The organism is Halobacillus karajensis, assembly GCF_900108515.1.
Lineage (GTDB): Bacteria > Bacillota > Bacilli > Bacillales > Halobacillaceae > Halobacillus > Halobacillus karajensis.
On record NZ_FNWW01000002.1, the window covers coordinates 29,160 to 55,006 of the forward strand.

Genomic DNA, 25,847 nt, shown 5'->3' on the forward strand with positions numbered 1-25,847 from the left:
TGTGAAAAGGAGTGTACCCAATAATCCTTTAGCTAGTGTGCGGGTCTGTTCATGAACCTTACTTTCAAAATTCTCTGGTCTAATCCTCTGTGGGGCTCGTATATATGGTAGTACAATCTATCTCAGGAGGGAAAACTATGAAGAAGTACGGCTATAAACCCCTCATCCTCACAGTATTTTTAGTGTTGTGTGCAGGGTTACTTTCAGGCTGCCTTTTTGAAGGAGAGCAATCATTAGAGAAAATGGACACACCAGAAGAGGCGGCTTCGACGCCGCCAGATCCGAGTAGTGATGAACCTCAATCTAAAGGAGAAGGAGAAGAAGCTGAGGGCACTGGAGAAGCAGGAGAAACAGAAGATGAATCTGCTGGCACGGTATCAAGAGAGGTCTATCTGTTAGACGCAAATGGAATGGTCGCCCCACAAACCTTAGAACTTCCGGCTTCAGAGGAAGTAGCTACACAGGTACTTGAATATATGGTGAAAGACGGCCCTGTAACGAACCTTCTCCCCAATGGATTTGAAGCTGTACTTCCAGCCGGTACAGAAATAAACGGGGTAAATGCTAAAGAAGATGGTACTTTAGTTGTCGATGTATCCGAAGACTTTAAAAACTATGAAGCGAAAGATGAAGAGAAAATTCTTCAAGCGATGACCTATACCCTTACCCAATTCGATAATGTAAAACGGATTAAGCTATGGATTAATGGTCATGAACAAGACGTTATGCCTGTTGACGGGACCCCAATTTCTGAAGGGGTCTCCCGTTCAGACGGGATCAACAACCAGGTAGGCATGGAAACAGATATCATGAACAGTGAAGCGGTAACGGTTTATTTCCCAGCGCAAAATGGGGAACAAGTATACCAAGTTCCAGTAACGACCCGTGTTTCAAAAGGTGATGATGAATATGCTGCTATGGTACAGGCATTACTGGAAGGTCCTGAGGTAGGAAGTCCTCTTATGAATCCGTTTAATGAAGGGTCTGAGATGGTCAAATCGAAATTAGAAAATGGGGTCCTTGCGCTTTCATTTAATGAAAATATCTTAACAGGTACAGACGAGCCGTCACTGTCTGATGCGGCCCTTGCTAGTCTAGTCATGAGTCTTACAGATCTTGCTGATGTAGAATCTGTCGAAGTCCATGTGGACGGCACAGAACAAGTATTTAACGAAGCTGGAGAACCACTTGCAGAACCAGTTTCAAGACAGGATATTAATGGGGCAGAAGAAATGTAAGAACGACACATTGACAATCAAAGCGCTTCAAAAGTGTGACAACTTTTGAAGCGCTTTTCCAATTGATCTTTAACTACCGAGTAGATGTATTTTGTGTTAAGATGGGCAAGGATAATGGTGTAGGAAAAGGAGGTCGTTATCGATGAGAAATGATCATCGTGAAGTTAATGAACTAAGAACAGTGACGATAGAAACAGACTATGTAAAACATCCAGAGGGTTCAGTACTCATCAGTTTTGGAGATACAAAAGTAATTTGTAATGCCAGCGTAGAGGATCGTGTACCTCCTTTTTTACGTGGACAGGGGAAAGGATGGATCACAGCTGAATATGCTATGCTTCCACGTGCAACGGAACAGCGTAATATTCGTGAGTCATCCAAGGGGAAAGTCTCAGGTCGTACGATGGAAATTCAACGATTAATTGGACGCTCCCTGCGTGCAGTGGTTGATTTAGATAAGATAGGTGAACGGACGATTTGGGTTGATTGTGATGTTATTCAGGCAGATGGCGGAACACGTACTGCATCCATCACTGGTGCGTTTGTAGCTGTTGTGATTGCACTTGGAAAGCTGGTCAAGAAGAATACACTTAAAGAGCTGCCCATTACAGACTTCTTAACCGCTATCTCTGTGGGTGTCCTGCCGGATGGCAACGAAATTCTCGACCTTTGTTACGAAGAAGATAGCAAAGCCCAAGTGGATATGAATGTCATTATGACAGGCAAAGGTGAATTCGTAGAATTACAGGGGACAGGCGAAGAGGCCACGTTCTCCATGCAACAGCTGCAAAAAATGCTTTCACTTGCCGAAGAGGGCGTAACTAACTTGATTAAAGTGCAAGAAGAAGCAATTGGAGATTGGGCCAACGTCATCCGTTCGAAAGCAGAGGCGGCTGAATAATTATGAAAGAATTGATTGTGGCTACAAAGAACGAGGGAAAAGTGGAAGAATTCCGTTCTATGTTTTCTAAATATAATATTGCTGTAAAATCATTGCTCGATATTGATCGTTCTATAGAGATTGATGAAACAGGTAGCACGTTTGAAGAAAATGCAACGATTAAAGCGGAAGAAATGTCTGAATACCTTGGCCTGCCTGTCGTTGCGGATGATTCCGGGCTTGAAGTAGATGCCCTGAATGGTAAACCAGGTGTTTACTCTGCTCGTTATGCAGGAATAGAGAAAGATGACGACAAAAATACGGAAAAACTCCTGAAGAACTTAGAAAAAGTAGATGATCAGAAGAGAACAGCGCGATTCGTATGTGCTGTAGCAGTAGCTCGACCTGGAGAAAAAACTTTTGTCGAAAGAGGAACATGTGAAGGAACGATAGCCCGAGACCCCCAAGGGACGAATGGATTTGGATATGATCCTGTTTTCATTCCAGAAGGATCAACACGAACGATGGCAGAGCACTCTTCTGACGAAAAGAATGCTATCAGTCATCGTTATCATGCCATTGAGAAAATTGAAGAGTGGCTGAAAACTCAATCATGAGCGAGGTGAATGAGTCATGCCTAAAATATTAATTGTCAGTGATACACACGGATTAAAAAAAGAAGTCAACGCAATAAAAGAAAGACATGCGGATGTAGACGCGATGATCCACTGTGGGGATTCAGAACTTTCTTTTGATTCAAACGAGCTTGAAGGTTTCTACTACGCTAAAGGGAATTGCGATTTCGAAAGGGAGATGCAAGAAGAGCAAATCCTTCAAGTGGGGGAATTGACGTTTATTGTGACTCATGGACATTTATATCAAGTGAAAATGACTTTGATTCCTCTCTCCTATCGGGCTGAAGAAGTAGGCGCCCAAGTTGCTTGTTTCGGTCATTCCCATATCGCAGGAGCAGAAAAGGTCGGTGACACCCTCTTTATCAATCCGGGAAGTGCACGACTTCCAAGAGATCGAAAAGAACCGACTTATGCCATCTTGGAATGGGACAGTTTAAAACAGGTCCGCTTGCAGTTTTATCACATAAATGGAGAACACCTCCCAGATTTAAGCATGACAACAGAACTTGCAGTAAAGAATTAAATTCTTTGCTGCAATCCTGTTGACAAAATTGCGGATTCTTAATATAATAATTCTTGTCCGCTTCACAAGATGGAATTAAGAGATTTTCACTTTAGAGGTAAGGAATTTTTAAATGCGGGTGTAGTTTAATGGTAAAACCTCAGCCTTCCAAGCTGATGACGAGGGTTCGATTCCCTTCACCCGCTCCATACATATTTAAAATAAAAAGCATGTCCCAGTAGCTCAGCTGGATAGAGCAACAGCCTTCTAAGCTGTGGGTCGGGAGTTCGAATCTCTCCTGGGACGCTAACTATGAAAAAGCTGAAACCTTTGATAGACAAAGGATTCAGCTTTTTTCTTATTTCCTTATAGAAGTGGGAATGGTCTTGACCGGGTACTATAACCCCGTTAGAGGCAGAAGAGGGGCTGGATTTTACTTTGATTTATGAGTATCTGGTTCTCATTGAATTGATGGGGAAAAATACTCTTATACGATCAGAAGTATAACGAAATGGAAGCCTACATTTAAAATGGAGAGATCAGGATGATTGATTCAGCAGCCCCATAATCAAAAGGATTTTAGAATCGTACTAACCAATACACATTCAGGAAGATGTAATGAATAATGCCCCTCCAAACGTTGGTATGAAAGGTTTTTCTTATTTGAAAATTATGGAATGAAAGGTATTTTAAGGACAATTATGTTATAATCTTAATAGATAGTCATTCATTCAACACCATGATTGATTACGATAGGGCGGTTGAGATCACCCGGAAAGGGGGTGATTTCATGACGATCTTTGAGGCGATTTCAATAATGATCTCTTTTTCTACGATGATCATTACACTAATCGCTGTGATTGTCGCTATTTTTTCAGCAACAAAAAAGTAGCCCCCCTGTCGGCTAACGGGTAAGGGCTACTTTTCGATTTAGATAACGCCAATCCCCTATCAAAGAATGGCTATCATTGGACCACAGTTCGCGCTGTGGTCTTTTTATTATATGATTTGTTACCCCTATAATACCACATTTCAGAAATTTTCACACGTTCACAATGCATTTTTTTATATTATCCAAGAAGATCCAAACAAGAAAAATGTTTAAAGAGATCTAAAATAAATGCAAAAACACGTTGAAGAGACCACAAGGGTCTCTTCTTTTAATGAAGAAAACCTCAACTTTTCTCTGTTCACTCTTTACTACTATAGTTCTTCGTGATTCCATGCACGGCGCAAAGAAATCTCTTCTCTTTGAGAAAATGTTAAATAACCTAGAAAACCTAACCTGAAGTGGGATATAATAAGCGTATTATAAATAAGAGGGTGATAATGGCATGATAATGCCTTCTAATGCAACGGCTCATGCAAAGTCTATGGATTAGGCGAGCGATGCTTTGCATGAGAGGGATCATTCACTTGCGCACGCTTTTACAAATCTAACCCTAGACTTTGCTTCCTTATTGTTTATCAAAAATAAATATAAGGAGCTGTTTGCATGAACTATGTAAAAGCTGATGATGTGTTACCAGAGGAACTTGTTTATGAAATACAGAAATACGTCCAGGGAAGGACGCTTTATATTCCTAAACCTAAAGCTGCTTATAAAAAGTGGGGCGCTTGTTCAGGGGCAAGAGCTTACATCAACGAGCGTAACTGTTTGATCAAAGCTGACTTTTCAAATGGTGAAACCATCGAAAAATTAACAAATAAGTATTATCTTTCAGAGGATACCATTAAAAAAATTATCTATTCGAGGTAACTGAAATTAACTGAAGATCTTAGCCAAAGGTCTTCAGTTTTTTATGCTCCATTTGTTTCTAAATAGAATTTGGCATAGGAATGTGTGAGCCGTTTCCATACACTAATGAATAGATATTGGTATATATGGAGGGAGATAAATGCAAGCATTCATTCGTCCAGAGCAGTTTAATTTGCTGCGTTTTCAAGCTTTCAAGCTGATTAGAGCCCGCAGCACGTCCCATGATCAAAATGTGATTCAGGCAGTTACCTCTTTAGTTAAGGAGAAGACGATGGGCGAATTCCGACATTGCTCTGAAGAAGAACTGTCGCTAATCAAACCATTATTTCAGGTTAGGGAAGAGGAACAGGTGGAAGAGGTTTTATCGCAACTTAAGCTGTATGTTATTCCTTTTCGGATTACTGAAAAGGAAGTGAAAAAATTATTTCCAAAAACAAAAAAAATGAAAATTCCTAATCTTGATACTATGGATGTAAGAAGACGTTCTTATTTAACCTGGCGGGACCCAGGAGCACAGAAGAAATATCTGGTCATAATGCGTAATGAGAAATGGATTGGGATAGAAGGGTCCTTTAAGAAAGAAACGCAAAAAGGCATATGTACAATATGCAACAGTTACCAATCTATCGGCTTGTTTTTAGTAGAAATCAAAGGAAAAGAAAAGGGTACGTATAAGAAAAAAGGGAATTATATTTGCAGCGATGGGGAGGTTTGTAATCATAACTTGTCATCTCTAGATTATTTATATGATTTCGTTGATCGCCTTCGAAAATGACTATCAAATCAATGAAAGATAAGAAGTATTATAGGAATAATGAATCATTAGCGGGAGGAGTTTAGCAGGTTTAGTCTATTCTACCCCTGCAAATTTGACCATGGATATGTATGACGTTTGTTATAACTATTTCATCGATTTTATGATAGAGGAAGCAAAATGAGATGAGATCCAGTTGCTCTATCTATTTTTCAACTAAGCTTATTTGATGTCAACCTAAGAAAAAGGACTTATCAGGACTCATGATTCCACAAGGGAATTAGTGGTTCTACGGCTGTTTTACGTACGAGTAGTTATACCATTATGTCTGAATAATTACAAACGCTCCAATATTTGAAAACACAAACCTTGGTGGCAGACTCTTTCTATTTCTATAGTTAAAAGCATGTTTGACGACATTTTTAGACCTCGAAACTGAGTCTTCAACAATAGGACAGTTATCTAAAGACTCAGTTTCAAGAGAATAGGGTTTTTCTTGGAAAAAAGGAACATTACGATTAAACGTTCCTTTTTATAAATGGTTATCTTATTACTAGCAACATGAAACACAGCATGAGTGTGATCTTTCACTTTTCCAAAGAACTAGCTTATAAAAGCCCCATTTCTTTTTGGTAGCAGGAGGAATAGGAGGAGAATACATTTTATCATGATTCCTTTTTATTTCTTCTAATCGCTTTTCTATAGCATAAATATTATTCATACAGTTTCCTCCTTAGTTGCAGCAAGACTGCTCCTTTTTAATTTCCTTCAACATCTTTTTTCGTATAGAAAAATTCCCACTCATTGCCGTCTGGATCCGTTATCCAGAATTTATCTTGAAAGGCATAGCAACAGTTTGTATCCTTTTCTTCACGGGTGAAAAACCCGAGTTTCTCGAGACGCTGCTTATGTTCATCAATATCTTCTTGCTTTTCAACTTGAATCCCAAAGTGACCTACCTGATTACCAGATACTTCTGGTGTTACATTAAGGGTGAAATTAAGTTGAAGACCTTTAGGTAAGTATTTTGCATAATCACTTTTCTGTTTTACTGGTTTTTCCTCAAAGACTTTATTATAAAATTTAATCGATTTCTCCATATCTACTACATTTAATCCAACATGTACATTCATTTTCATACCTCCATTAATCAATTTTTTTTGATTTATTGTATAAAAAGTTAATCTCGCCGAAACAGGCAGCAAAGCTCCTCAGATAAAATATGGTTGATTTCTGAATGATTTAATGTGTAATAGCTCCAAGTTCCTCTGGCTTCTTTTTCAATGAGCCGAGCGTCCACTAAGATTTTCAGGTGGTAAGATAACTTCGATTGAGGAAGTTGCAATTCCTCTGACAAGTCACAAACACAAACCTCACCATGCTCTGTGATTTCATGTAGAATATGAAGGCGTTTTTGATCTGCTAAAGCCTTAAATTTCTTTTCATAGAGGCTAAAAGTGCTTTTTAAGGATGTATCTGTAAATGGAATGGTTTTATCCACATCATCCCCTCCTTAAATCAATTTTTTTTGATATATAAAGCTTATGTCAGCTTATTCAGAAAGTCAAGCATCGCTTCCTTACTTAATCTAGACTCAGAAAGTAGTGTGCAGGAGTAAATTTTTACTTGTGTTCTGTTGAATAAACCATATTTTAAAGGTTGGCACATCAGTTTATAGATTTATTTGAATGAGTTGAAAAACTAGGAAGTCAATTTACTATAAACTCTGACTCTCAACTAATTCGTAACTTTTAATAATCAAGAATATCAAGAAGCTTCTTCTATTTTGGGCAAATAAGCGAAAAAGTCCTTGGATTGTTGACGCTGCGATGTTAAATAAGATCCAATAAATATATTATTTTATTTAACCATGTCCTTTAAAGACTTGCTATGACCACTTATCGTGAATATTCGTTATGTAGAATATGAATAGGGGAAAGGAGTAAGACCCCCTCTAATCGTTGAAATTATTAACTTATGTTGTTGTTTGGCCTGCCCATTGTTTCAAGACTTGTTTTTTTGCAATTTGATACACTTCTTTTTCTGATTTGTTTTTGTTAGCTATTACATTGGTTTGATAAATTTTCCCTTTGAATGTAACGTTAATAAAATACTTGTACATTTTATTTTTCCTCCTCTCTTTATACTTTTATTGTAAATGTGATTTTTTAAGCTTTGATAGGTTTTATGTAAAGGTTTATTGAAAATTACTGCCCAAATGAACTCTTTATTCTAACCAGCCAAACATTCCAAGTATCGAGTCTCCCCCGATCCAGAGGCAAATTGCAACACGATTTGTTAGAGACCCACCGTAGTGAGAGTCACCCATGCGTGCAAGAAAAAGTTTTGTCGAAGCCAAAATGAAAATTCATACTAACTAAGTTTTGTTTACATGCCCTCATCTAATGAACTTCCAGAATTTAATAGTCAGAAGGAAGGAAACAATAAGAAATAAATTGAATGTTACATAAAAAGGTCATTATAAGTTCTAGCTCAATTTTTTATAGAAGAGGTGAAGAATCTCGTGCTCGGACAGATCACTAAAGCAGACTGGAAACGGTTTGTTCAAAAAGGTGTGTTGGATGATTCCCGGATAAGTGACCGGATTGCCGCATCATGGAATAAATGTATGCAGATTGGTGTCGATCCTTACAATGGTAAAGGCTCTCATTTGTTATCCGGAGAGGAATTTAAGAAGCGACGGAGAGAAAATAAGCATCTAATCGACGTGGCTGAACCTTTTATCAACAAATTGGCAGTGATGTATCAAAACTCGGATGTGATTTTAATGCTTGTAGATCGTGATGGGTATGTTCTTCGGATGATTGGCGAAAGTAAAGTGAAGGCTGTCGCGGAAGATATCAATTTTACAGAAGGTGTGAAATGGACGGAAGAGCAAGTTGGGACAAATGCCATCGGGACGACGTTAGCAATTCAAGAACCGATCACTATTAACGGCATGGCCCATTTCTCGATCGCTTCGCAAAGTTGGAGTTGTTCCGCATCCCCTATTAAAGATGAGCAGGGCGAGATCATCGGAGCTTTGGATATATCAAGTCCACATGTTCCATCCTATCACGAGCATTTACTAGCTACGGTGGTCACGACCACGTACGCCATTGAAAGTAGCTGGAAGAGCAGGATCAATCAAGAAAAGTTGGAACTCATTAATTATGGATTGAAAGTACAGCAAGAGAGTTCAGAACCATTCATGATTTTCAATCGCCATGATCAGATGATCTACCAGTCTCCATCGATTGACGTGATTCCGGAGTTTCCTAATCAAGGTCTGCCCGAGGGCGTGAAGAAAACTCCTGTTTACTCGGAAGAGTCCCCTGAAATAATCGGCCATTATGTATCCTGGTCAGGAAAAAGCAAGGAAGCTAGCATTCCAGGATGGAATCCAGCGTTTTCTTTTCAAGGGGTCACAGGAAAGAGCCAATCATTTCAATCGGTGTTACAACGGGCGGAAAAAGCGATGCATTCAGATGTGACCATTCACATCTCGGGAGAAACAGGGACAGGAAAAGAAGTGATGGCCCGCTCCCTTCATGACTGTACGGAATGTGATACGCCTTTTGTTGCAGTAAACTGTGGAGCATTGCCGGAAAATTTGCTAGAAAGTGAGCTATTCGGCTATGTGGGAGGAGCTTTTACCGGTGCGCAAAAAGGCGGGTATGACGGGAAAATAATCCAAGCGAATGGGGGAACTTTATTCTTGGATGAAATCGGGGATATTTCATCGAAGACCCAAATCGCTCTTCTCCGTACATTGCAGGAAAAGCAAGTGATCCCGATAGGAGGCAAAAAGGCGATCCCGGTGTCATTTCGGCTGATTACAGCGACTAACCAGCCATTAAGAGAACTGGTGAAAAACGGAACGTTCCGGGAAGATTTGTACTACAGGATTTATGTTTATCCTATAAAAATGCCTCCATTGAGAGAAAGACTGGAGGACCTCCCTGATTTGATCCGCTATTATTTTCACAAGCAAAACTGGCGCTTCAACTGGTCTAAAGAAGCAGTAAAGGCTTTACAACGTTACCATTGGCCGGGAAATATTCGCGAATTGTTTAATGTTCTGGAAGGTCTTCAGACAGAAACAGATACCTATGCTCCGGATCCAAGGCAAATTGAGTCATACATTCGTCAAATTACTCCCTTTGAATTCAACCAACCGCTTCCCGAATCATTATCTTATCGTGAACAAATGGAAAAAGATTATATCGTCAAAGCCCTGAAACAGCATGGGGGGAAGGTTTCAGCCGCAGCTCAGCAGCTCGGCATCCCGCGCAGCACCTTTTATCGGAAATTGAAGAAATATAAATTGGACCGCTGAGAAAAAATGAGACAGAATGAGAGAATTTATCTTTTTGTCCCATATTCTACCTGAAAAATCATAACAGACGATTGTTAAACGCTCATTTTGTGGGCGTTTTCTTTTTTGGTATGAAACTTGCATGTAAGAAAATAGAACGCTCTATAGGGCGTTACAAAAAATAAGGATGGTGACAAGTATGAGAGCATCACAAGTCCAGCAGGAGTCGTTAACATCAGAAAAAGCCAAGTGGATGTATCAGAAAATGGTAGAAATTCGGCAGTTTGAGGATCAAGTACATGAAACCTTCAGTACAGGTGTGATTCCGGGTTTTGTCCATTTATATGCTGGTGAAGAAGCGGTGGCTGTAGGGGTTTGTGCTCATCTGGATGACAAGGACTTCATTACGAGCACCCATCGTGGTCATGGCCATTGTATTGCCAAGGGATGTGATTTGAAAGGCATGATGGCCGAAATCTATGGGAAATCTACGGGCCTATGTAAAGGTAAAGGCGGATCTATGCATATTGCCGATGTCAGTAAAGGGATGCTTGGGGCAAATGGGATTGTCGGCGGAGGATTCCCGCTTGCTACCGGGGCAGGTTTGACTGCCAAATTAAAAAAGAACGGCGCGGTTGCGGTTTGCTTTTTTGGTGACGGGGCCAATAACCACGGTACGTTTCATGAAGGGATCAACCAGGCGGCCATTTGGAACCTTCCTGTCATTTTCGTGGCCGAGAATAATGGCTATGGCGAAGCTACCCCTTTTGAATATGCGTCCAGTTGTAAATCTATTGCTGACCGGGCGACATCTTACAGCATTCCAGGTGAAACAGTGGATGGAAAAGATACCATTGCTGTCTATGAAGCGGCACAACGGGCAGTCGAGCGGGCCCGTAACGGAGAAGGGCCTAGCTTGATAGAATGTAAAACGTACCGTAATTACGGACACTTTGAAGGGGATGCTCAAACTTATAAAACATCAGAAGAACGCGATGAACACCTGACCGCTTTAGACGCGATCATCCGTTTCCGCGAACATTTGGTAGCGAATGAACTATCAACAGAGGAGGAGTTGCACGGGATTGATGAACAGGTCCAAGAGGCGGTGCGTGACGCAGTGGAATTTGCGGAGAAGAGTCCGCTGCCTGAAGCCGACCAGCTGACAACAGATGTGTATGTGAATTATAAGTCTGGTGAGGAGGAATAAGTGATGACTAGAGAAATTTCCTTTGCTGATGCGGTAAATGAAGCAATTAGCGAAACGATGAGAAAAGATGACGATGTCATTCTGCTTGGAGAAGATGTCGCCGGTGGAGCGGATGTGGATCACCTTCAGAATGATGAAGCATGGGGCGGCGTTATGGGAGTCACAAAAGGACTGATCCAGGAATTCGGTAAGAATCGGGTACTGGATACGCCGATAGCCGAAGCCGGGTATGTCGGAGCGGCTGTTAGTGCTGCTGCTACAGGCATGCGTCCGATTGCTGAGTTGATGTTCAATGACTTTATTGGAAGTTGCCTCGATGAAGTGATGAACCAGGGTGCTAAGCTGCGGTATATGTTCGGCGGACATGCCAAAATTCCACTTGTCATTCGTACGATGCATGGGGCCGGATTCCGTGCCGCTGCCCAGCACTCCCAAAGTCTTTATGGCCTGTTCACAGCGATTCCAGGGGTGAAAGTCATCGTGCCATCCAATCCGAGAGATGCCAAGGGCTTATTAATCTCCGCTATTGAAGATGATGATATGGTGGTTTTTTTTGAGGACAAAACCCTTTATAACGTCAAAGCGGACGTACCAGAAGGCTATTACACAATTCCGATCGGTCAAGCGGATATCAAGCGTAAAGGGGACGACCTGACAATTGTCGCCATAGGAAAACAAGTCCAGATTGCGCTTATGGCGGCCGAGAAACTCGAGCAAAAAGGAATCCAGGCCGAAGTCGTCGACCCACGAAGCTTGTCACCGTTAGATGAAGATACAATTCTAAAGTCAGTACAAAAAACGAACCACCTGATCATTGTGGATGAAGCTAATCCCCGATGCAATGCCGCCACAGATATATCAGCTTTAGTAGCAGATAAAGGGTTCGATTTTCTCGATGCCCCGATCAAAATGGTTACAGGACCACACAGCCCGGTACCGTTCTCGCCATCATTAGAGGATGTCTATTTACCATCTCCTGAAAAAATTTTAGCCGTCGTCGCGGAAATGATCGATGATGAATCCATCGTTGCTATTTGAGGCACCCCGTATCAATGATATTACCGTTCACCCAATTTATAAAGGAGAGTGAAAGCGATGGCCGAGAAAGTGGTGATGCCGAAATTCGGAATGAGTATGCAGGAAGGCACCATTGCCGAATGGTTGAAAAAGGAAAATGATGTCGTAGAAAAAGGGGAACCTCTGGTGACCATCAGTTCTGAGAAGATCACCAATGAATTAGAGGCCCCGTCGTCAGGTGTCCTGAAAATCGAAGCTGTAGAAGATGAAACTATTCAAGTCGGTCACACATTAGCTTATATCGGGGAAGAGGGAGAAAATCTCCAAGCTGGCTTATCTAGCTATTCCTCGCCATCCAAACAAGAGAAATCGGTACAAAAGCAAGAAGATAGCGCAGTGATGACCAAAACCACACCTGCAGCTATTGAGAAGAAAAGGGTCAAAATATCACCGGCTGCAAAAAAATTAGCAAAAACCAATGATATAGACTTCACTGAGTTGAAAGGGACCGGACCAAAAGGGCGGATTACCAAGCAAGATGTGCAAGATTATTTGGGCTGGGATGCGTTCACGGAAAAAAGAGCGGAGAAAAGGGATGCAGAGAAAGAAACAATCAATCAGGCGATTCCTGTTAAAGGAATGCGGAAGGTGATAGCAGACCGGATGCAGCATAGTCTGCAGGAAAGCGCCCAGCTTACCTTAATGAAAAAGGCCGATATCACCGAGCTCCTCGAAATTCAAAAACAGGCGAAGCAAGATCTACAAGCGGGACGTTCTTCCTTTACTTTGACACTGACCGCTTTTATCGCGAGAGCCACCGTGAAAGCTTTACTAAAACACAAAGCTGTCAATAGTGCGTATTTGGATGGTGTCATCCATACGTATAATGATATTCACCTGGGGATGGCCACATCTCTCGACGAAGGACTCGTTGTTCCTGTTGTATTCCATGCCGAAAAACAGGGGGTGTTTGAGCTAGCAGAATCGATCCATTTACTCAGTCAAAAAGCGAGGGCTCAGAAGCTCTCCAATGATCAACTGAAAGGGTCCACTTTTACGATCACCAATCTGGGGGCTTCAGGCATAGAGTTTTTCACTCCGATCTTGAACTCGCCTGAAGCGGGAATCCTAGGTGTAGGAGCCTATCAGCAGTCTCTTGTATTAGCAGATGACGAAGTAGAAGAGCGGAGCGTGCTGCCGCTTAGCTTGACCTTTGACCATCGCACTCTTGATGGTGCCCCGGCGAGTTCCTTTTTAAAGGATATCGTCTTTTATTTGGAACATCCTTATCAGATGTTGCTGTAGGAAAGGATGATCGGAATGCATACAACGGATGTTCTCATCATAGGAGCAGGACCAGGTGGTTATGTAGCAGCACTGAGGGCTGCTCAATTCGGCAATCGGGTGACTATTGTAGATAAAGCAAATTTGGGAGGCACTTGCTTGAATGTCGGATGCATCCCATCAAAAGCTTTGATAGAAGCTAGTCATTATGCTAATATGCACAAGAAAGCAGCCCGTGCAGGGGTTCGCTTTTCCGATGTCTCAGTTGATTTTCAAGCCTTGCAAGATTGGAAAAATTCCTTGGTCGATCAATTGACTAGTGGTATCGAAGGATTACTGACACATAGAGAAATTATGATCCTACAAGGCGAAGCTTCTTTTCAGGATCGCTATACGGTGAAGGTGGCCGGGGAGGAGGAACATCTCGTGTCCTTTTCTTCCTGCATCATAGCCACCGGATCCCGCCCCGTACAAATCCCAGCTTTACGCTTCGGAAATAGAGTGCTTACTTCCACCGAGGCATTAGCTTTACAAGAAAAACCCTCGTCACTGGCAATCATCGGCGGCGGGTATATCGGAGTCGAATTAGGCACCATGTTCGCTAACTTCGGAACCCATGTAACCATATTCGAAGGCATGGATACGATTCTCCCTGGCTTTTCCACCGACATGTCATCTATTGTTTTTGAACAGCTGACTTCTAGGGAAAATGTTAGGGTTCATACAGGGGCGAAAGTGACGAGTGTCGAGCAGGGGCCTCAGGGAGTGAACATACATGCGGACATTAATGGCAGTGTTAAACAAGTGGAATCCGATTATGTCCTGGTGACGGTAGGGCGAAAACCGAACACTGGCGATTTGCATTTGGAAAACGCAGGAGTGAGGGTATCAGAACAAGGTTTTATCCCTATTGATGATAGTGGTCGCACAAACCACCCTCATATTTTCGCCATAGGTGATATTACCCCAGGACCAGCCCTAGCCCATCGTGCGACCCTGCAAGGAAAAATTGCTGTAGAAAGTCTTAATGGAGAGGTTGGCGATGGATCAGAGTACGTTATTCCTGCGGTCGTGTACTCTGATCCACCTCTCGCGTCAGTTGGTCCATCGGAAGCCGAATTAGTCGCAGCAGGATATACAGTGGATGTTCATAATTTCCCGTTTGATCACAACGGAAGAGCCTTGACACTGGGGATGGCCAAAGGGTTTGTCAAACTGATCGTCGATTCTTTTGATCAAACGATTCTAGCTGCCGAAGTCGCGGGAGAAGGAGCACCTGAGCTGGTTAATGAACTAGCTGTCAGTATTCAGTCCGGCTTGACCCCTGAAGATGTCTCCCTTGTTGTACATGCTCACCCTACTTTAGGGGAAAGCATAATGGAGGCAGCTGATAAAGCCATCGGTTTACCAGTCCATACGTTATGACTTATCTAACATTTCACATCAGAAACAGCTTATCGTCGATAGCTCAAAAGAATAAATTATTTCCTTGAAACTAAGTCTTTCGGTATAAGGCTAATCCAGCGAAACTCATGAGCCTTTTTACAAAATCAATAGTAAACATTGGGACGTCATATACAAAAAATATGACGTCTTTTCTTATAAGTATTGAGTAATGGTTAAAAATTTTAAATAATTGGAATGTTAGTGGTTCTAGAGAAGTCCATGGAAGAAGAGAGAAGGGGAAGATAGAGAGGAATAATAATCTCTATAAAAATTAAAAAGAGGTTGAAATGAATGAGAATAGAATTATTATGAAGAAGATTTTTAATTAAATTATCACCGACTCCAAACCGGTAATTGGAGAGAAACAAAAGTGGAACGACTTGGATGTAAAAAGTTCATGCCATTTAAACTAAGGTGCAGCGTGCAGCATATTTCAATATATTCTTTGTGCTTGCTTTATGTTGAAGAAGCATTTACATAACACAGGCCCTTATCGTGAGGATAAGAGCCATTAGAAAAGGAAAGTGAGACCTTTACTATCTTTTATCAAGAGGGATGATTTGGCCCCTGATTTCTCCACCAGGATTTTGCTCGGTATGAGCGTTAACGTACGTAAGTTCTTTTCGCATAAATTTTAGCAGGTCACCGACATCGTCTATACCCACATCATTGGCTTCAATATCTTTATCTGTAATGGCTCCAATAATTTTTCCTCTTCGAGTGGTTATCCCTTCTTGCTCTTCTAAAGTCATTAAATTAGCTCCGAAAAGGAACGCAATGACCGGACCATTTTCATCACGAGCACCAAAGTGAATATGTGCTTGAACGAAATTTCTGATATCCTCGACTTCGAGCTGAAATTTAATTTTTGTACAATTTTTATTAGGAATGAATTTAGCTACTCCAAAAGCATCTGTATTCACAGGAGGTATTTCATTTTTACCTTTCAGCTTTGCAATAAATCTTTCCATATTTTCACCTCCTAAATGAGTAAACTACGTTATTGTATGTTAAAAGAAATAAGCTTGTATAGGTGAGAGGATTAAAGCGTGATAAAACACCTTCTACGTTATAAGTGTATACCTTGAAATCATGTCTTCTGTTATAGAGGCGAGATGCCTTAATAAAGTACTCTTCTATCACATAGGCATAGTAAAAAGTAGGAGAGAATTGCATTTTTAACTTACAAAGCAGTTATTTTGAAAATGGAATATGAATGAATTTAGGAGAGGATGATAGGCACCGCAAGATTTCGGTAGTATTTCTGTTTTATTATTACTACTGCAGCTTGTAGCTTTAAGAGCTTTATTTTTTATGGAGGGACGGAAAACAGGTCAGTCAGTAAAAGCTAATCAAACCAGTAATGAAATGGTGGAGCATCAAAAGTGATTAGATGGGAGGAGTAGAAGTAACTCAGATGCGGCGTAATGTGATAACAACAATAATCCTTTTTAATTAGGGACATACAGTTAATATCTGGATTATCCCAAAGTAGACTTAAAAAAGCCTCTCATAAGTGCATTGAGCTCGTGAGAGGCTTTTCTTAGAAAAGTATGACCTTAAAATCAGCAGATGTAATCTTGCCTTTTCTTTTATCCTTACTAAGAGAATTGATGCGAGATCGCAGAATAATGGGAAAAGCCATTTAAGTTGATTTTTTTTTATTAAGTTTAGTTCCGTAAAGGACACTTTTCTTCGTTTTCAAATCACTCTTATTTGGGGAATGGATAGTTTTAAAAACAGGGTATAAACGCACGGCCAACAGACTGGTAAAAATAGCGAGTGCTATATCTATCCCTATAGTACTAAACAATCCAGCAGCTAGTACATGTGACAAATTAGTAGGCACGCCTAGCCAGAAATTTAATGCTAAATAAAGATAAGGGACACCTATGGTGTAAATAATAACCGTTCCAATTAGGTTGGCGGCAATGAAATGTTTAAAAGAAGGCTGTTGTATGCGTTCTATAAGGAAACCGATGGCAAAAGCACCTGCAGCAAAGCCAATTAAATACCCGAACGTTGGCTGCAAAACATACATAAGCCCTCCGCCTTGTGTAAATACAGGGAGTCCAGCTAAGCCAACGAACAGATAGACCAATTGACTTTGTAATCCCTGCTTGCTTCCTAATAATGAACCCGCTAAAAACACCACGATAATCTGCAGTGTAAAAGGGACAATGGGCAACGGAACTTTTATAAAGGCGCCAATCGCAGTCAGTGTTGCAAATATTGCTACTAATGTAAGCGATAAAGTGCTGAAGTTTTTCAATTTATTCACTCCTTTCCTTCTCAAAACTCGCGAAAGGAAACGAATTTACGTCAATGAGCTGTGGCGTCTTAATTAAGACAATAACAACTTTTTCTCCATATCCCTGTTATACTTTTTCCGGTGCATATTCAACTTCGAACCCTAGATCCTCAAGCATTTGATGGTCTTTTGTACCTTCTTGACCGGTAGTTGTAAGATAATCACCTACAAAAATTGAATTGGCAGGGTAAAGGCTAAATGGTTGAAGGCTTCTCAAATTAACTTCTCTTCCACCTGAAACGCGAATTTCTTTGGTAGCGTTAATGAAGCGGAATAGACATAACACCTTTAAACAATAAGTTGGTGTCAGTTCATTTGTTCCTTCTAATAATGTTCCATCAATGGCATGTAAAAAGTTAACTGGAATTGAATCGGCGTCCAGCTCTTTTAACGCACGAGCCATGGCAATTACATCTTGTTTTGACTCCTTCATCCCAACGATTACCCCTGAACAAGGGGATATTCCAGCTTCTTTCGTATAATTAACGGTAGCAACCCTATCATGGTATGTGTGACTTGTAGTGATCTGATCATGATGCTGTTCTGAGGTGTTGATATTATTGTTGTAGCGGTCGACTCCAGCTTCTTTTAACTGCCGAGCTTGTTCAGGCTTCAGCAAACCAAGGCACGCACAAACTTTCATGTCGTATTTATTTTTAATTTCTTTTACGGCCGAGGTGACAATGTCGATTTCACGTTTTGATGGACCCCGCCCGCTTGCTACGATGCAATAGGTGCCTGATTTCAGACGGTGGGCTTGCTTGGCCCCTTCAATGATCGTTTCCTTGTCCATCATTCGGTATTTTTGAATGGGGGCAGTCGAATCCCTTGATTGGGCACAGTATCCGCAGTTTTCAGGGCAAAATCCTGATTTTGTATTAATAATCATGTTTAATTTGACTTGGTTCCCATAGTAATGTTTACGAACCTGATACGCACTATGTAACAACTCTAGCAATTCCTCTTTTGGACACTCTAAAACAGCGAGTGCCTCTTCATCCGTTATTTCGTTCCCCTGAAGGACTTTTTCAGCTAATAGATTCCAATTTTGCATCTAATCCCACCTTAAGATTTAATATATTTAAAATTTGCTCTTTAGCAACGATAGCTTTAACAAGTTGGCAGGTCCGAAACATGATTATTCTACCTTTAAATGATCACCTCTTAATGATGTCAATGCAGGCTAAAACTTATGGACACTTCCTTTGAAAAAGGAAAGATCTACCTTGGTTTGAAATAGATCCGACAGGGTCTGACGGTCCTTCTTTTCAATTCGTGGAATGATCCCAAGCACCGGAACCTTACAGAATTGCTCAATCAGTTCAGGGTTCGTCTGTTCAACCACTTCTTCTTTTTCAGGATTTGAACCATTGAGGATCACCCCGGCTACATTTAATCCGCATCTCCGTGCAAAATCTACTGTCAAAAAGGTGTGGTTGACGGTACCTAAGTTTGGACGTGCGACTACAATGATAGGAAGATTGATCTCTTTAATCACGTCGCTCACAAGAAAATCTTCGCCGTAAGGTACCGCAATACCACCAGCTCCCTCAACGATCATAAAGGAATGGTTATCTTTTATTTTGTTCCAGTTATGCATCACATTTTGTTTTGTTACGTGTACATTCTGCCGTTTAGCAGCTAAATAAGGGGCCAATGGTTCATCAAATTGATAGGGAGTAATGTCTGATGGTGGGGATTCATCACCAGCCATAGTTTTTAATATCATCGTGTCACTTCCTGGATCTTCTCTGCGATCACCGCTTAACATTGGTTTGAAGACACCGACATCAATATTTTTATCAGATAAAGCGGCTGCGATGCCGGCTGCGACAAACGTTTTTCCTATTCCGGTGTCCGATCCGGTAATGAAAACACCTTTTTCCATTAGATCACCTCAAGTTCTTTTCCAACCTGATAAAAAGCCTTGGAAATTTGTTGAATATCCCGCTCTGTATGTGTCGCCATGATTGTCAGTCGGATTCGGCTTTCTCCTTTAGGCACACTTGGGGGGCGGATAGCCGGAGCGAAGATCCCTTCTTTTTCAAGGCGCTTTGAAAAATCTATCGTTTTATTGGTATTCCCAATAATTATAGGGAAGATAGGGGTTTCTCCACCCCTCAAGTCAAAGCCAAACTCTAGCAATTCATCTCTAAGGAGGTGGACTTTTTGCTGTAATTCCATTTGCAGTTCAAGTTTACTTTCGATAATGTCGATAGATTTCAGTGTTGCTGCAATGGTACTGGGAGGGAGAGCGGTTTGAAATATAAAAGACCGTGCTTTGTTTCTCAAATAGTTAATAAGAGCCCTTGATCCGGTGACAAACCCACCTTGAGTACCGATGGCTTTACTAAAGGTTCCTACGGTTACATCAACAGGAACTTTTAGGTGGTCAGCTGTCCCGCTGCCATTTTCACCTAAAACCCCTGTAGAATGAGCATCGTCTACAATGATATATGCCCCATATTTCTCGGCCAGTTCCTTGATCTCACCCAGTGGAGCAATATTGCCGTCCATGCTAAAGACCCCATCGGTAATAATGAATTTTCGTTTGTAATGTTGACTATAAATGAGTTTCTCTCTTAGGTCTTCCATATCTACATGACGGTAAATTATTGATTTCGCATGACTGAGTCTGCATCCATCAATGATACTAGCGTGATTGAGTTGATCGCTTAAAATGACATCTTCCTTTCCTGCTAAACTGGATAATGTCCCAATGTTGGCTAGGTAGCCGCTAGAAAAGACAATGGCGGCCTCATCATTTTTGAAGGCAGCGATACGCTTCTCCAGTTTTTTATGTAAATTTGTATTACCTGTTGTTAGCCTTGAACCAGTACTGCCTACACCATAACTTTTCAAAGTTTTAATTGCTGTATCCACTAGTCTCCTGTCTTTCGCTAAGCCTAAATAATTGTTGGAGGAGGCCATGAGGTATTCCACTCCATCAACATTAGCTTTATTAGAAGAACCGGAAGGGGAGATGGTTCTAAGTTGCCGGTATAATCCTTTTTCTTTAATCAAATCAACTTCCTTATCGAGCCACTTGTGAGTTTTTCCTATCAATTTGAAGAGCCTCCTCAGCAGATACACACTTAATAGCTTCTTTTATAATTTCAATCATTGCTTTTAAATCTTCTTTTGTAGAGGCAAGCGGTGGCATAAAGACGACAACATCTCCGGTAGGTCTTGTTAAAAGCCCTAACTCCCGCATTTTTAGAGATGATTTATAGGCCACTCGGCTTTCGAAAGGAAATGGACTTTTCGTTTGTTTATCATAAACAAGCTCGATTCCACACATAAAACCCAGCTGACGAATGTCACCGACATGTGGCAGGTCTGCCAGATCTTTAAATAATTCATTTAGGTATTCGGATTTTTGTGCTATCTGCTGAACGATTTGGTCTTTTTTGAATAGGTCTAAATTAGCTAGGGCGACTGCACAGCCAAGCTGATTTCCAGTATAGGAATGTCCATGGAAAAGAGTTTTTAGATTTGTATAGTCATCATAAAAGGCCTCATAAATCTTTTCGGTTGTATATGTAATAGCAATAGGTAAGTACCCGCCGGTAATTCCTTTTCCAGCCGCCATGAGATCTGGTTCGACCTCTTCATGTTCGCATGCGAACATCTTACCTGTACGTCCGAAGCCAGTAGCTACTTCATCAATAATCATCAGGACATTATATTTAGTGCACAGTTCCCTTACACCAGATAAGTAACCTTCAGGCATAACAATCATACCGCCCGCTCCCTGTACCATTGATTCAATGGTTAAGCCAGAGATTTCTTCATGGTGGTCCTTTAGTATGGACTCAAGTGTTTCAAGTGCTTCATCACGGCATTTTTTAGGGTTCTCAGCAGGATAACGATACACATTGGGAACGGAAGTTTTAAACCCTTTAAACATTAGAGGTCCGTATACTTTGTGAAATATATCGATGGATCCGACACTAACTGCCCCAATCGTATCCCCGTGATACCCATTTTTAATCGAAATAAACTTTTGCTTGTTTGTTTTACCGATATTCTGCCAATACTGATAAGCCATTTTCACTGCAATTTCCATCGCTTCTGCACCGCTGTCCGAATAAAAAACTCTACTTAACGAATGAGGAGCTATCCCTACTAAATTTTCGGCCAATTCTGTAGCGGGTATGTTCGTCATTCCCAGCAAAGTGGAATGTGCAATCTTATCCAGTTGTTCTCGGATCGCATCATCTAACTCTTTTTTTCTATGTCCATGTACATTTAGCCAGACGGAAGAAAAAGCATCGTAGTATTCTTTTCCATCAATATCCTTCACTTTTATTCCTTTTCCACTTTCAATTATTAACGGGTTCTCATCATAATCTTTCATTTGTGTAAATGGCAGCCATAAATACTTTTTGCTTTTCTCAATTAAATCCATACTTTTCCTCCATTTCTATCACTCCAGCAATGTTCTACTTCTAATAGGTTTATAGCTTTTTTACTGACGTAATTGTGTAATTCTGTAGAGGTCCCAATTTTCCACAGTAACTGAATAAGGACCTTGTATCTTTTTGAAAATAAGTATAAGAGAAAATAATTGGTAATGTCAACCCTTTTTATAATAGGTTAACGAGAGGGTTATGCTTTACACATTTATAGAGTGTTGAGGCTAAAGGGAATGCTCGGGTAGGGGGGACTTGCTCTATGGACCGGAATAATGACTCTCCATCAAATATTTGGCTAACTATTAGAATATTTATGGAAGTTTGTATGAATCCTGATTCCGTTTTGATGGGCATGGGGGCCAAATTTTATATATAAACCGATTTGATGAGGATGAGGTGATGCAAAACGTTGGTTTTATGTTCATTCAAATGTTTTTTATCATTTGATAACAGTCAGTCTATCTGTGAACTTTAAACGTATTATATGCCATTCCTTATAGGGAGTATTGGAGTATAGACGAATACTCTGCATCTATTAGAGCGGTTTGATCTTTTTACCATTATTCTGCTTGGGGAATCGATTATTAGTCTAATTGCCGTTCTACATCTTGAACCTGATAATTGTATGGGGGGTTACCGTTATATCGTTATTGCCATGTGATGGAAATATTTTGATAATATCGAAAAAAGGGGAAAACTACAGGGGAAGTACACATTTATGGGGCTATTAACGGTGTTTATCTTCATTGATTTGGTTGGTATCGTCCAAGAATATTATCATTTTTATTTTAGTTAACTATTTTTTATGGAAAAGGTACGACAAAAGTCCTTCTTTTTAAATTAAAATGATTAAGAGAGGATGGATTCATGCATCTGCTGTAAATCAAAACGTTCCCTTCTTTGAAGTGAAGGGAACGAAACAAGAATAATTGGGGGAATTTTTTTAATCTGACGGTCTTGGGCCGGTTTTTTTTCCGGTTCTTTCCACCGTTAACATAGGACGAACAGTGATATCTCCCTCTACACGAACTTGACATGATAAACGTAGGTTATCTTCAAAAATACCTTCAATTCCTTTACTTGCAAAGGCCTCCTGTTCAATATTGGATAAATCGCAAAATTCACCTTCTAACACTTCTACTCTGCATGTGGTACACTTTGCTCTCCCCCCGCACTGGTGAAGAATTTTAATACCATTATCTTCGAGAGCTAAAACTAATTTTTTTCCTTTTTCAACTTCAAACGTTCCTTCACCTGGGATGGTTACTTTGGGCATTGTATTACCTCCTGTAAACTTATTATTTAAATTTTTATTAGAACAAATGGGAATTATAATATGGATTTACAAGCTGGAAGTAGTACTTATAATAATGCCATCACATAAAAAGTATTTAAAAGTCTAAAGTAAAACATGGTACTCTATAAATTAGATGGTATTTCTCACTATGTTTCATAAGAAGCGATTTCTAATCTCAGGGGAAGGCAGTTGGCAATGATCGTTTTTACCAAACCATTTCAGTCGATTTTTAGCGATAAAATTATACACTCGGTCCCGTATTGGCTTTGGTATCCCTATCAGTCCATAAGAAAGTTTCCAAATCCCTCTTAAATGCTTGCTTATTTTTAGAGCAGCGGTGGATTTTAAATAATAAGCATCGTCTTCAATCAATATCATACTATCTGTGTCCGCTGGAATTTGATGATAGTCCCGCAAGGATTTGCCAATCTTACCTTGTTGAGAAGCAAATTTAAATGTGCCGTTTCTGTCTCTTTTTATAATGAATTGTACACTTCGATTACAAAAATTACATTCCCCATCAAAAAGAATAATCCGTTCCATTTCCATCCCCTCCTAAAGACAGGATAACATGTGCCGGTGGGATAGCTTCTATAATTTTGTTGTTTGAAGAATGGCCGGTATGAGGGACACGATAAGCGAATATTTCATAAGCTATCCTTGTAAAGGAGTGATTCGCTTGTTAGCCTTCACATACATTCTGGTCGGTGTGTTTTTCTGTTTTCATCAAAAGGAGCCGGTTAATCAGACAAGGGAAGAGCGATCCGCGTACATGTTCTTTTTATTAGGATGGATCATCTTTTGGCCGCTATACCTTCTCAATAAATTAATAAGAGGAAAATAACAGTAAAAAAAGGTGGATTTAACTGTAATACTACACCTTATCCTTCACATAATAGGAGTGGCTCTTAAGCCAAGTGATTTGAGGAGTTGATCAGGATGGAAAAGAGAAATGTACAGTGGTTGCCTGTTGTCGCTTCTATCGGCATCGGTGCTGCCACATACAGTATGATGACTGGTCAGGCAGGGCAATTGCAAAACGTGATCCCGAGTTTAGCGAAAATGTCGGGGCAACGTCAAAACAATTCAACCTCTAATCAATAACAAAAAGGGAGCGCCGGCATGGGCGCTCCCTTTTTCATCTAAAAAACGTTACTTGATAATAAGTAACGTTTGGTGTCTGTTCATGTATGTTTAAAGGCTTTCAGTTGGTAAATCAATGGATCGCTTATCGATTTCCTTTGTGATTAGATGAACGAATTCATCATCCAATTGGAGTTTAACGGACTCTATGTACGTTTCCAGCAATGTTTGATCATCAAGCAGTGACAAAACGATACATCCCCTTAAAAATTTAATTCGGTGAACTTTTATTCACATTCATTAATTTTAGCAAAAAAAATAAATACATCATGAGTAAAAAGACCTGTTTTTTGCTAAGATCATACATATTCAGATGGTATCGCAGAATAAAACTTAGAGAAGGTGTTTATATTTGTAAGTTGGTGTCATAAGAACACAAATAACAAAGTGGAAAGTAAAGGGGAGCTTTATATGAGTAAATATCTTTGTGTTTGGTTTGAATATACTTTAGTATATCCTAATAAGCTGTGTTACTAGAGGTTTGAAAATCTTACGTTAAGGTAAGACTGTGTAAAGTATAAACTCTAGGGAAGGGTGTCTTATGGAAAATAATAACGGGAACTTAGTTATGTTCCCAAAATGGAAAGTTACTCTTGAACGGGTCGGGTTGGAAGCATTGAAAGAAAAAAGATATAAAGATGCTTCGGAAGCATTTGAACCTTTGGTTGAGTATGGTGCCGCAAATATTGATGTGATTACAGGCTTGTTAATGAGTTGGATCGAGCTTGGGTTATATGATGAAGCAGAAGAGTTATGTCAGGAGCAAATGAAGGAAGATTTCGAACAATATTATCACTACTTACATATTTATATAACGATTTTGTTTCAAAGTAATCAGTATGAAGAAATTGTTAACCTATTAGATGAAGTTTTTGAATCTGAGGATATCCCTCATCAAAGCAGAACGCAACTTTGGCAAATGTATGAGGTTAGTCGGAAGTTGCTTGAAGATCGCCATAAAGAAGAAGGTACTAAATTTTTTGATGAGTTAATGGATGCCTTGAATACGGATGACATACATAAGCAGTGGCTGGCAATCGATCAACTGAAGAAACAGTCGCCAGAACCTTTCCTGGGTGATGTTCGAAAAATATTGATGGAAGAATCGGTCCATCCGCTTATTAAGTCTTCCATTATAGAATGGTTCCGTGACGGTGGTGTGGAAGAGAGCGTCTCTATATTAAAATTCGGGCAGACCTCGACAGTCGTTCCTTCCGAGTTGACCCAGCTTCATTCGGATTACATTATCAAACAGATCCAGATGCGGCTAGGGCAAATTGAACAAAACAATCCAACTATGTATGAAATGATTAATCGTCTATTATACCACTATTGTTACGTGCGTTATCCAATTTTCCCAGATGAGAAGGAGGTTCCGATTCTTGTTGAAGCTCTTAAGCAGTTGGGACATGAATATTTGCAGTTGCCATTCTCCATAAATGAAGAATTGGATAACGTCGATCAATATAAATCGGAAATTGAATTATGTGAACAGCATTATGTATTTATAGTAGGGGATTAAGGTTAGGAAAATGGAAAAAGGTCACGTCTTGAAAGGCTGTAGGATTATGTTATAATATAGTGGTTGCAAACGAGATTCGTATGTAAAAAGAGTCATAGAATCATCAGATCGTC

At 40.3% G+C, this 25,847-nt stretch carries 27 protein-coding genes and 2 tRNA genes; 17 read left to right on the forward strand and 12 right to left on the reverse strand.

The window, feature by feature from the left end:
- Positions 1-137 precede the first annotated feature (137 nt).
- The 9 genes from BLW54_RS05115 to BLW54_RS05150 all read left to right on the forward strand — a co-directional run bounded on the left by BLW54_RS05115 (position 138) and on the right by BLW54_RS05150 (position 5,789).
- Positions 138-1,238, forward strand: coding sequence for a GerMN domain-containing protein (locus BLW54_RS05115; protein ID WP_035509504.1), 1,101 nt, complete (start codon positions 138-140; stop codon positions 1,236-1,238).
- A gap of 142 nt (positions 1,239-1,380) precedes the next feature.
- On the forward strand, positions 1,381-2,139 hold the full coding sequence (gene rph / locus BLW54_RS05120) for a ribonuclease PH (protein ID WP_035509503.1): 759 nt from the start codon (positions 1,381-1,383) through the stop codon (positions 2,137-2,139).
- 2 nt (positions 2,140-2,141) lie between these two features.
- Positions 2,142-2,735, forward strand: a complete 594-nt coding sequence (locus BLW54_RS05125; RefSeq protein ID WP_035509502.1) for an XTP/dITP diphosphatase — start codon at positions 2,142-2,144, stop codon at positions 2,733-2,735.
- Positions 2,736-2,751: 16 nt separating this feature from the next.
- The gene (locus BLW54_RS05130; RefSeq protein WP_035509501.1) at positions 2,752-3,276 is read left to right on the forward strand and encodes a metallophosphoesterase; all 525 of its coding nucleotides are present in this window, start codon (positions 2,752-2,754) and stop codon (positions 3,274-3,276) included.
- Between the two features lie 114 nt (positions 3,277-3,390).
- Positions 3,391-3,464, forward strand: a tRNA-Gly gene (locus tag BLW54_RS05135).
- 23 nt (positions 3,465-3,487) lie between these two features.
- Positions 3,488-3,561 (forward strand) — tRNA-Arg (locus BLW54_RS05140).
- A 484-nt stretch (positions 3,562-4,045) separates the two neighbouring features.
- Positions 4,046-4,147, forward strand: a complete 102-nt coding sequence (locus tag BLW54_RS20930) for a putative holin-like toxin (protein WP_222928632.1) — start codon at positions 4,046-4,048, stop codon at positions 4,145-4,147.
- Between the two features lie 603 nt (positions 4,148-4,750).
- Positions 4,751-5,014 carry a CD3324 family protein gene (locus BLW54_RS05145; RefSeq protein WP_035509500.1) on the forward strand — a complete coding sequence of 88 codons (264 nt, stop codon included), beginning with the start codon at positions 4,751-4,753 and terminating at the stop codon, positions 5,012-5,014.
- A gap of 139 nt (positions 5,015-5,153) precedes the next feature.
- On the forward strand, positions 5,154-5,789 hold the full coding sequence (locus BLW54_RS05150) for a FusB/FusC family EF-G-binding protein (RefSeq protein WP_035509498.1): 636 nt from the start codon (positions 5,154-5,156) through the stop codon (positions 5,787-5,789).
- 737 nt (positions 5,790-6,526) lie between these two features.
- Here BLW54_RS05150 and BLW54_RS05155 read toward each other — a convergent pair.
- The 3 genes from BLW54_RS05155 to BLW54_RS20395 form a co-directional block, all read right to left on the reverse strand.
- Positions 6,527-6,901, reverse strand: coding sequence for an ArsI/CadI family heavy metal resistance metalloenzyme (locus BLW54_RS05155; RefSeq protein ID WP_139254104.1), 375 nt, complete (start codon positions 6,899-6,901; stop codon positions 6,527-6,529).
- Between the two features lie 47 nt (positions 6,902-6,948).
- Positions 6,949-7,269, reverse strand: a complete 321-nt coding sequence (locus BLW54_RS05160) for an ArsR/SmtB family transcription factor (RefSeq protein WP_051744261.1) — start codon at positions 7,267-7,269, stop codon at positions 6,949-6,951.
- Positions 7,270-7,743: 474 nt separating this feature from the next.
- Positions 7,744-7,890: a BA3454 family stress response protein gene (locus BLW54_RS20395; RefSeq protein WP_139254106.1), complete on the reverse strand. Its 147-nt coding sequence runs from the start codon at positions 7,888-7,890 to the stop codon at positions 7,744-7,746.
- A 402-nt stretch (positions 7,891-8,292) separates the two neighbouring features.
- Here BLW54_RS20395 and BLW54_RS05165 point away from each other — a divergent pair, with 402 nt between their 5' ends.
- From BLW54_RS05165 to lpdA, 5 genes are all read left to right on the forward strand, one after another.
- On the forward strand, positions 8,293-10,107 hold the full coding sequence (locus tag BLW54_RS05165) for a sigma-54-dependent Fis family transcriptional regulator (protein WP_035509497.1): 1,815 nt from the start codon (positions 8,293-8,295) through the stop codon (positions 10,105-10,107).
- A gap of 178 nt (positions 10,108-10,285) precedes the next feature.
- Positions 10,286-11,296 carry a thiamine pyrophosphate-dependent dehydrogenase E1 component subunit alpha gene (locus BLW54_RS05170; RefSeq protein ID WP_074733405.1) on the forward strand — a complete coding sequence of 337 codons (1,011 nt, stop codon included), beginning with the start codon at positions 10,286-10,288 and terminating at the stop codon, positions 11,294-11,296.
- A gap of 3 nt (positions 11,297-11,299) precedes the next feature.
- Complete coding sequence (locus tag BLW54_RS05175; RefSeq protein WP_035509493.1) at positions 11,300-12,334, forward strand: alpha-ketoacid dehydrogenase subunit beta; 1,035 nt, start codon at positions 11,300-11,302, stop codon at positions 12,332-12,334.
- Positions 12,335-12,391: 57 nt separating this feature from the next.
- Entirely contained in the window at positions 12,392-13,618 is a 1,227-nt protein-coding gene (locus tag BLW54_RS05180) for a dihydrolipoamide acetyltransferase family protein (RefSeq protein WP_035518850.1), read from the forward strand.
- A gap of 15 nt (positions 13,619-13,633) precedes the next feature.
- The gene (lpdA, locus tag BLW54_RS05185; protein WP_244153480.1) at positions 13,634-15,022 is read left to right on the forward strand and encodes a dihydrolipoyl dehydrogenase; all 1,389 of its coding nucleotides are present in this window, start codon (positions 13,634-13,636) and stop codon (positions 15,020-15,022) included.
- Positions 15,023-15,579: 557 nt separating this feature from the next.
- Here the strand turns inward: lpdA and BLW54_RS05190 are convergent.
- From BLW54_RS05190 to bioA, 6 genes are all read right to left on the reverse strand, one after another.
- Entirely contained in the window at positions 15,580-16,014 is a 435-nt protein-coding gene (locus BLW54_RS05190) for a CHRD domain-containing protein (RefSeq protein WP_035509485.1), read from the reverse strand.
- 674 nt (positions 16,015-16,688) lie between these two features.
- Positions 16,689-17,315, reverse strand: coding sequence for a biotin transporter BioY (locus tag BLW54_RS05195; RefSeq protein WP_074733407.1), 627 nt, complete (start codon positions 17,313-17,315; stop codon positions 16,689-16,691).
- Between the two features lie 106 nt (positions 17,316-17,421).
- Complete coding sequence (bioB, locus tag BLW54_RS05200; protein ID WP_035509481.1) at positions 17,422-18,408, reverse strand: biotin synthase BioB; 987 nt, start codon at positions 18,406-18,408, stop codon at positions 17,422-17,424.
- A gap of 129 nt (positions 18,409-18,537) precedes the next feature.
- Positions 18,538-19,242: a dethiobiotin synthase gene (gene bioD / locus BLW54_RS05205; protein ID WP_035509478.1), complete on the reverse strand. Its 705-nt coding sequence runs from the start codon at positions 19,240-19,242 to the stop codon at positions 18,538-18,540.
- Positions 19,242-20,420 carry an 8-amino-7-oxononanoate synthase gene (bioF, locus tag BLW54_RS05210; RefSeq protein ID WP_244153481.1) on the reverse strand — a complete coding sequence of 393 codons (1,179 nt, stop codon included), beginning with the start codon at positions 20,418-20,420 and terminating at the stop codon, positions 19,242-19,244. Before bioF ends, bioD begins: the two co-directional genes overlap by 1 nt.
- Positions 20,389-21,765: an adenosylmethionine--8-amino-7-oxononanoate transaminase gene (bioA, locus tag BLW54_RS05215; RefSeq protein ID WP_074733408.1), complete on the reverse strand. Its 1,377-nt coding sequence runs from the start codon at positions 21,763-21,765 to the stop codon at positions 20,389-20,391. Before bioA ends, bioF begins: the two co-directional genes overlap by 32 nt.
- Before the next feature lie 533 nt (positions 21,766-22,298).
- On the opposite strand from bioA, the gene BLW54_RS21275 reads away from it, so the two are divergent.
- A complete protein-coding gene (locus BLW54_RS21275) occupies positions 22,299-22,433 on the forward strand; it encodes a low temperature requirement protein A (protein WP_139254123.1) in 135 nt (44 codons plus the stop codon).
- A gap of 282 nt (positions 22,434-22,715) precedes the next feature.
- Here the strand turns inward: BLW54_RS21275 and BLW54_RS05225 are convergent, their stop codons facing one another.
- Positions 22,716-23,048 (reverse strand): 2Fe-2S iron-sulfur cluster-binding protein, encoded by a 333-nt coding sequence (locus BLW54_RS05225; protein WP_035509476.1) that lies wholly within the window; start codon positions 23,046-23,048, stop codon positions 22,716-22,718.
- Positions 23,049-23,222: 174 nt separating this feature from the next.
- Positions 23,223-23,612 carry a thiol-disulfide oxidoreductase DCC family protein gene (locus BLW54_RS05230; RefSeq protein WP_035509474.1) on the reverse strand — a complete coding sequence of 130 codons (390 nt, stop codon included), beginning with the start codon at positions 23,610-23,612 and terminating at the stop codon, positions 23,223-23,225.
- Between the two features lie 387 nt (positions 23,613-23,999).
- Between BLW54_RS05230 and BLW54_RS20630 the strand changes: the two genes are divergently transcribed.
- Positions 24,000-24,173 (forward strand): hypothetical protein, encoded by a 174-nt coding sequence (locus BLW54_RS20630; RefSeq protein WP_155996932.1) that lies wholly within the window; start codon positions 24,000-24,002, stop codon positions 24,171-24,173.
- A 90-nt stretch (positions 24,174-24,263) separates the two neighbouring features.
- Here BLW54_RS20630 and sda read toward each other — a convergent pair whose 3' ends face one another.
- A complete protein-coding gene (sda, locus tag BLW54_RS05235; protein ID WP_231622395.1) occupies positions 24,264-24,401 on the reverse strand; it encodes a sporulation histidine kinase inhibitor Sda in 138 nt (45 codons plus the stop codon).
- Positions 24,402-24,753: 352 nt separating this feature from the next.
- Between sda and BLW54_RS05240 the strand changes: the two genes are divergently transcribed.
- Entirely contained in the window at positions 24,754-25,734 is a 981-nt protein-coding gene (locus tag BLW54_RS05240; RefSeq protein WP_035509471.1) for a tetratricopeptide repeat protein, read from the forward strand.
- Positions 25,735-25,847: the final 113 nt, after the last annotated feature.

Coding starts and splice junctions, on each gene's coding strand:
- BLW54_RS05115 (WP_035509504.1), top strand. CDS start 138: ATGAAGAAGTACGGCTATAAACCCCTCATCCTCACAGTATTTTTAGTG.
- rph (WP_035509503.1), top strand. CDS start 1,381: ATGAGAAATGATCATCGTGAAGTTAATGAACTAAGAACAGTGACGATA.
- BLW54_RS05125 (WP_035509502.1), top strand. CDS start 2,142: ATGAAAGAATTGATTGTGGCTACAAAGAACGAGGGAAAAGTGGAAGAA.
- BLW54_RS05130 (WP_035509501.1), top strand. CDS start 2,752: ATGCCTAAAATATTAATTGTCAGTGATACACACGGATTAAAAAAAGAA.
- BLW54_RS20930 (WP_222928632.1), top strand. CDS start 4,046: ATGACGATCTTTGAGGCGATTTCAATAATGATCTCTTTTTCTACGATG.
- BLW54_RS05145 (WP_035509500.1), top strand. CDS start 4,751: ATGAACTATGTAAAAGCTGATGATGTGTTACCAGAGGAACTTGTTTAT.
- BLW54_RS05150 (WP_035509498.1), top strand. CDS start 5,154: ATGCAAGCATTCATTCGTCCAGAGCAGTTTAATTTGCTGCGTTTTCAA.
- BLW54_RS05155 (WP_139254104.1), bottom strand. CDS start 6,901: ATGAATGTACATGTTGGATTAAATGTAGTAGATATGGAGAAATCGATT.
- BLW54_RS20395 (WP_139254106.1), bottom strand. CDS start 7,890: ATGTACAAGTATTTTATTAACGTTACATTCAAAGGGAAAATTTATCAA.
- BLW54_RS05170 (WP_074733405.1), top strand. CDS start 10,286: ATGAGAGCATCACAAGTCCAGCAGGAGTCGTTAACATCAGAAAAAGCC.
- BLW54_RS05175 (WP_035509493.1), top strand. CDS start 11,300: ATGACTAGAGAAATTTCCTTTGCTGATGCGGTAAATGAAGCAATTAGC.
- BLW54_RS05180 (WP_035518850.1), top strand. CDS start 12,392: ATGGCCGAGAAAGTGGTGATGCCGAAATTCGGAATGAGTATGCAGGAA.
- lpdA (WP_244153480.1), top strand. CDS start 13,634: ATGCATACAACGGATGTTCTCATCATAGGAGCAGGACCAGGTGGTTAT.
- BLW54_RS05190 (WP_035509485.1), bottom strand. CDS start 16,014: ATGGAAAGATTTATTGCAAAGCTGAAAGGTAAAAATGAAATACCTCCT.
- bioB (WP_035509481.1), bottom strand. CDS start 18,408: ATGCAAAATTGGAATCTATTAGCTGAAAAAGTCCTTCAGGGGAACGAA.
- bioD (WP_035509478.1), bottom strand. CDS start 19,242: ATGGAAAAAGGTGTTTTCATTACCGGATCGGACACCGGAATAGGAAAA.
- bioA (WP_074733408.1), bottom strand. CDS start 21,765: ATGGATTTAATTGAGAAAAGCAAAAAGTATTTATGGCTGCCATTTACA.
- BLW54_RS05225 (WP_035509476.1), bottom strand. CDS start 23,048: ATGCCCAAAGTAACCATCCCAGGTGAAGGAACGTTTGAAGTTGAAAAA.
- BLW54_RS05230 (WP_035509474.1), bottom strand. CDS start 23,612: ATGGAACGGATTATTCTTTTTGATGGGGAATGTAATTTTTGTAATCGA.
- BLW54_RS05240 (WP_035509471.1), top strand. CDS start 24,754: ATGGAAAATAATAACGGGAACTTAGTTATGTTCCCAAAATGGAAAGTT.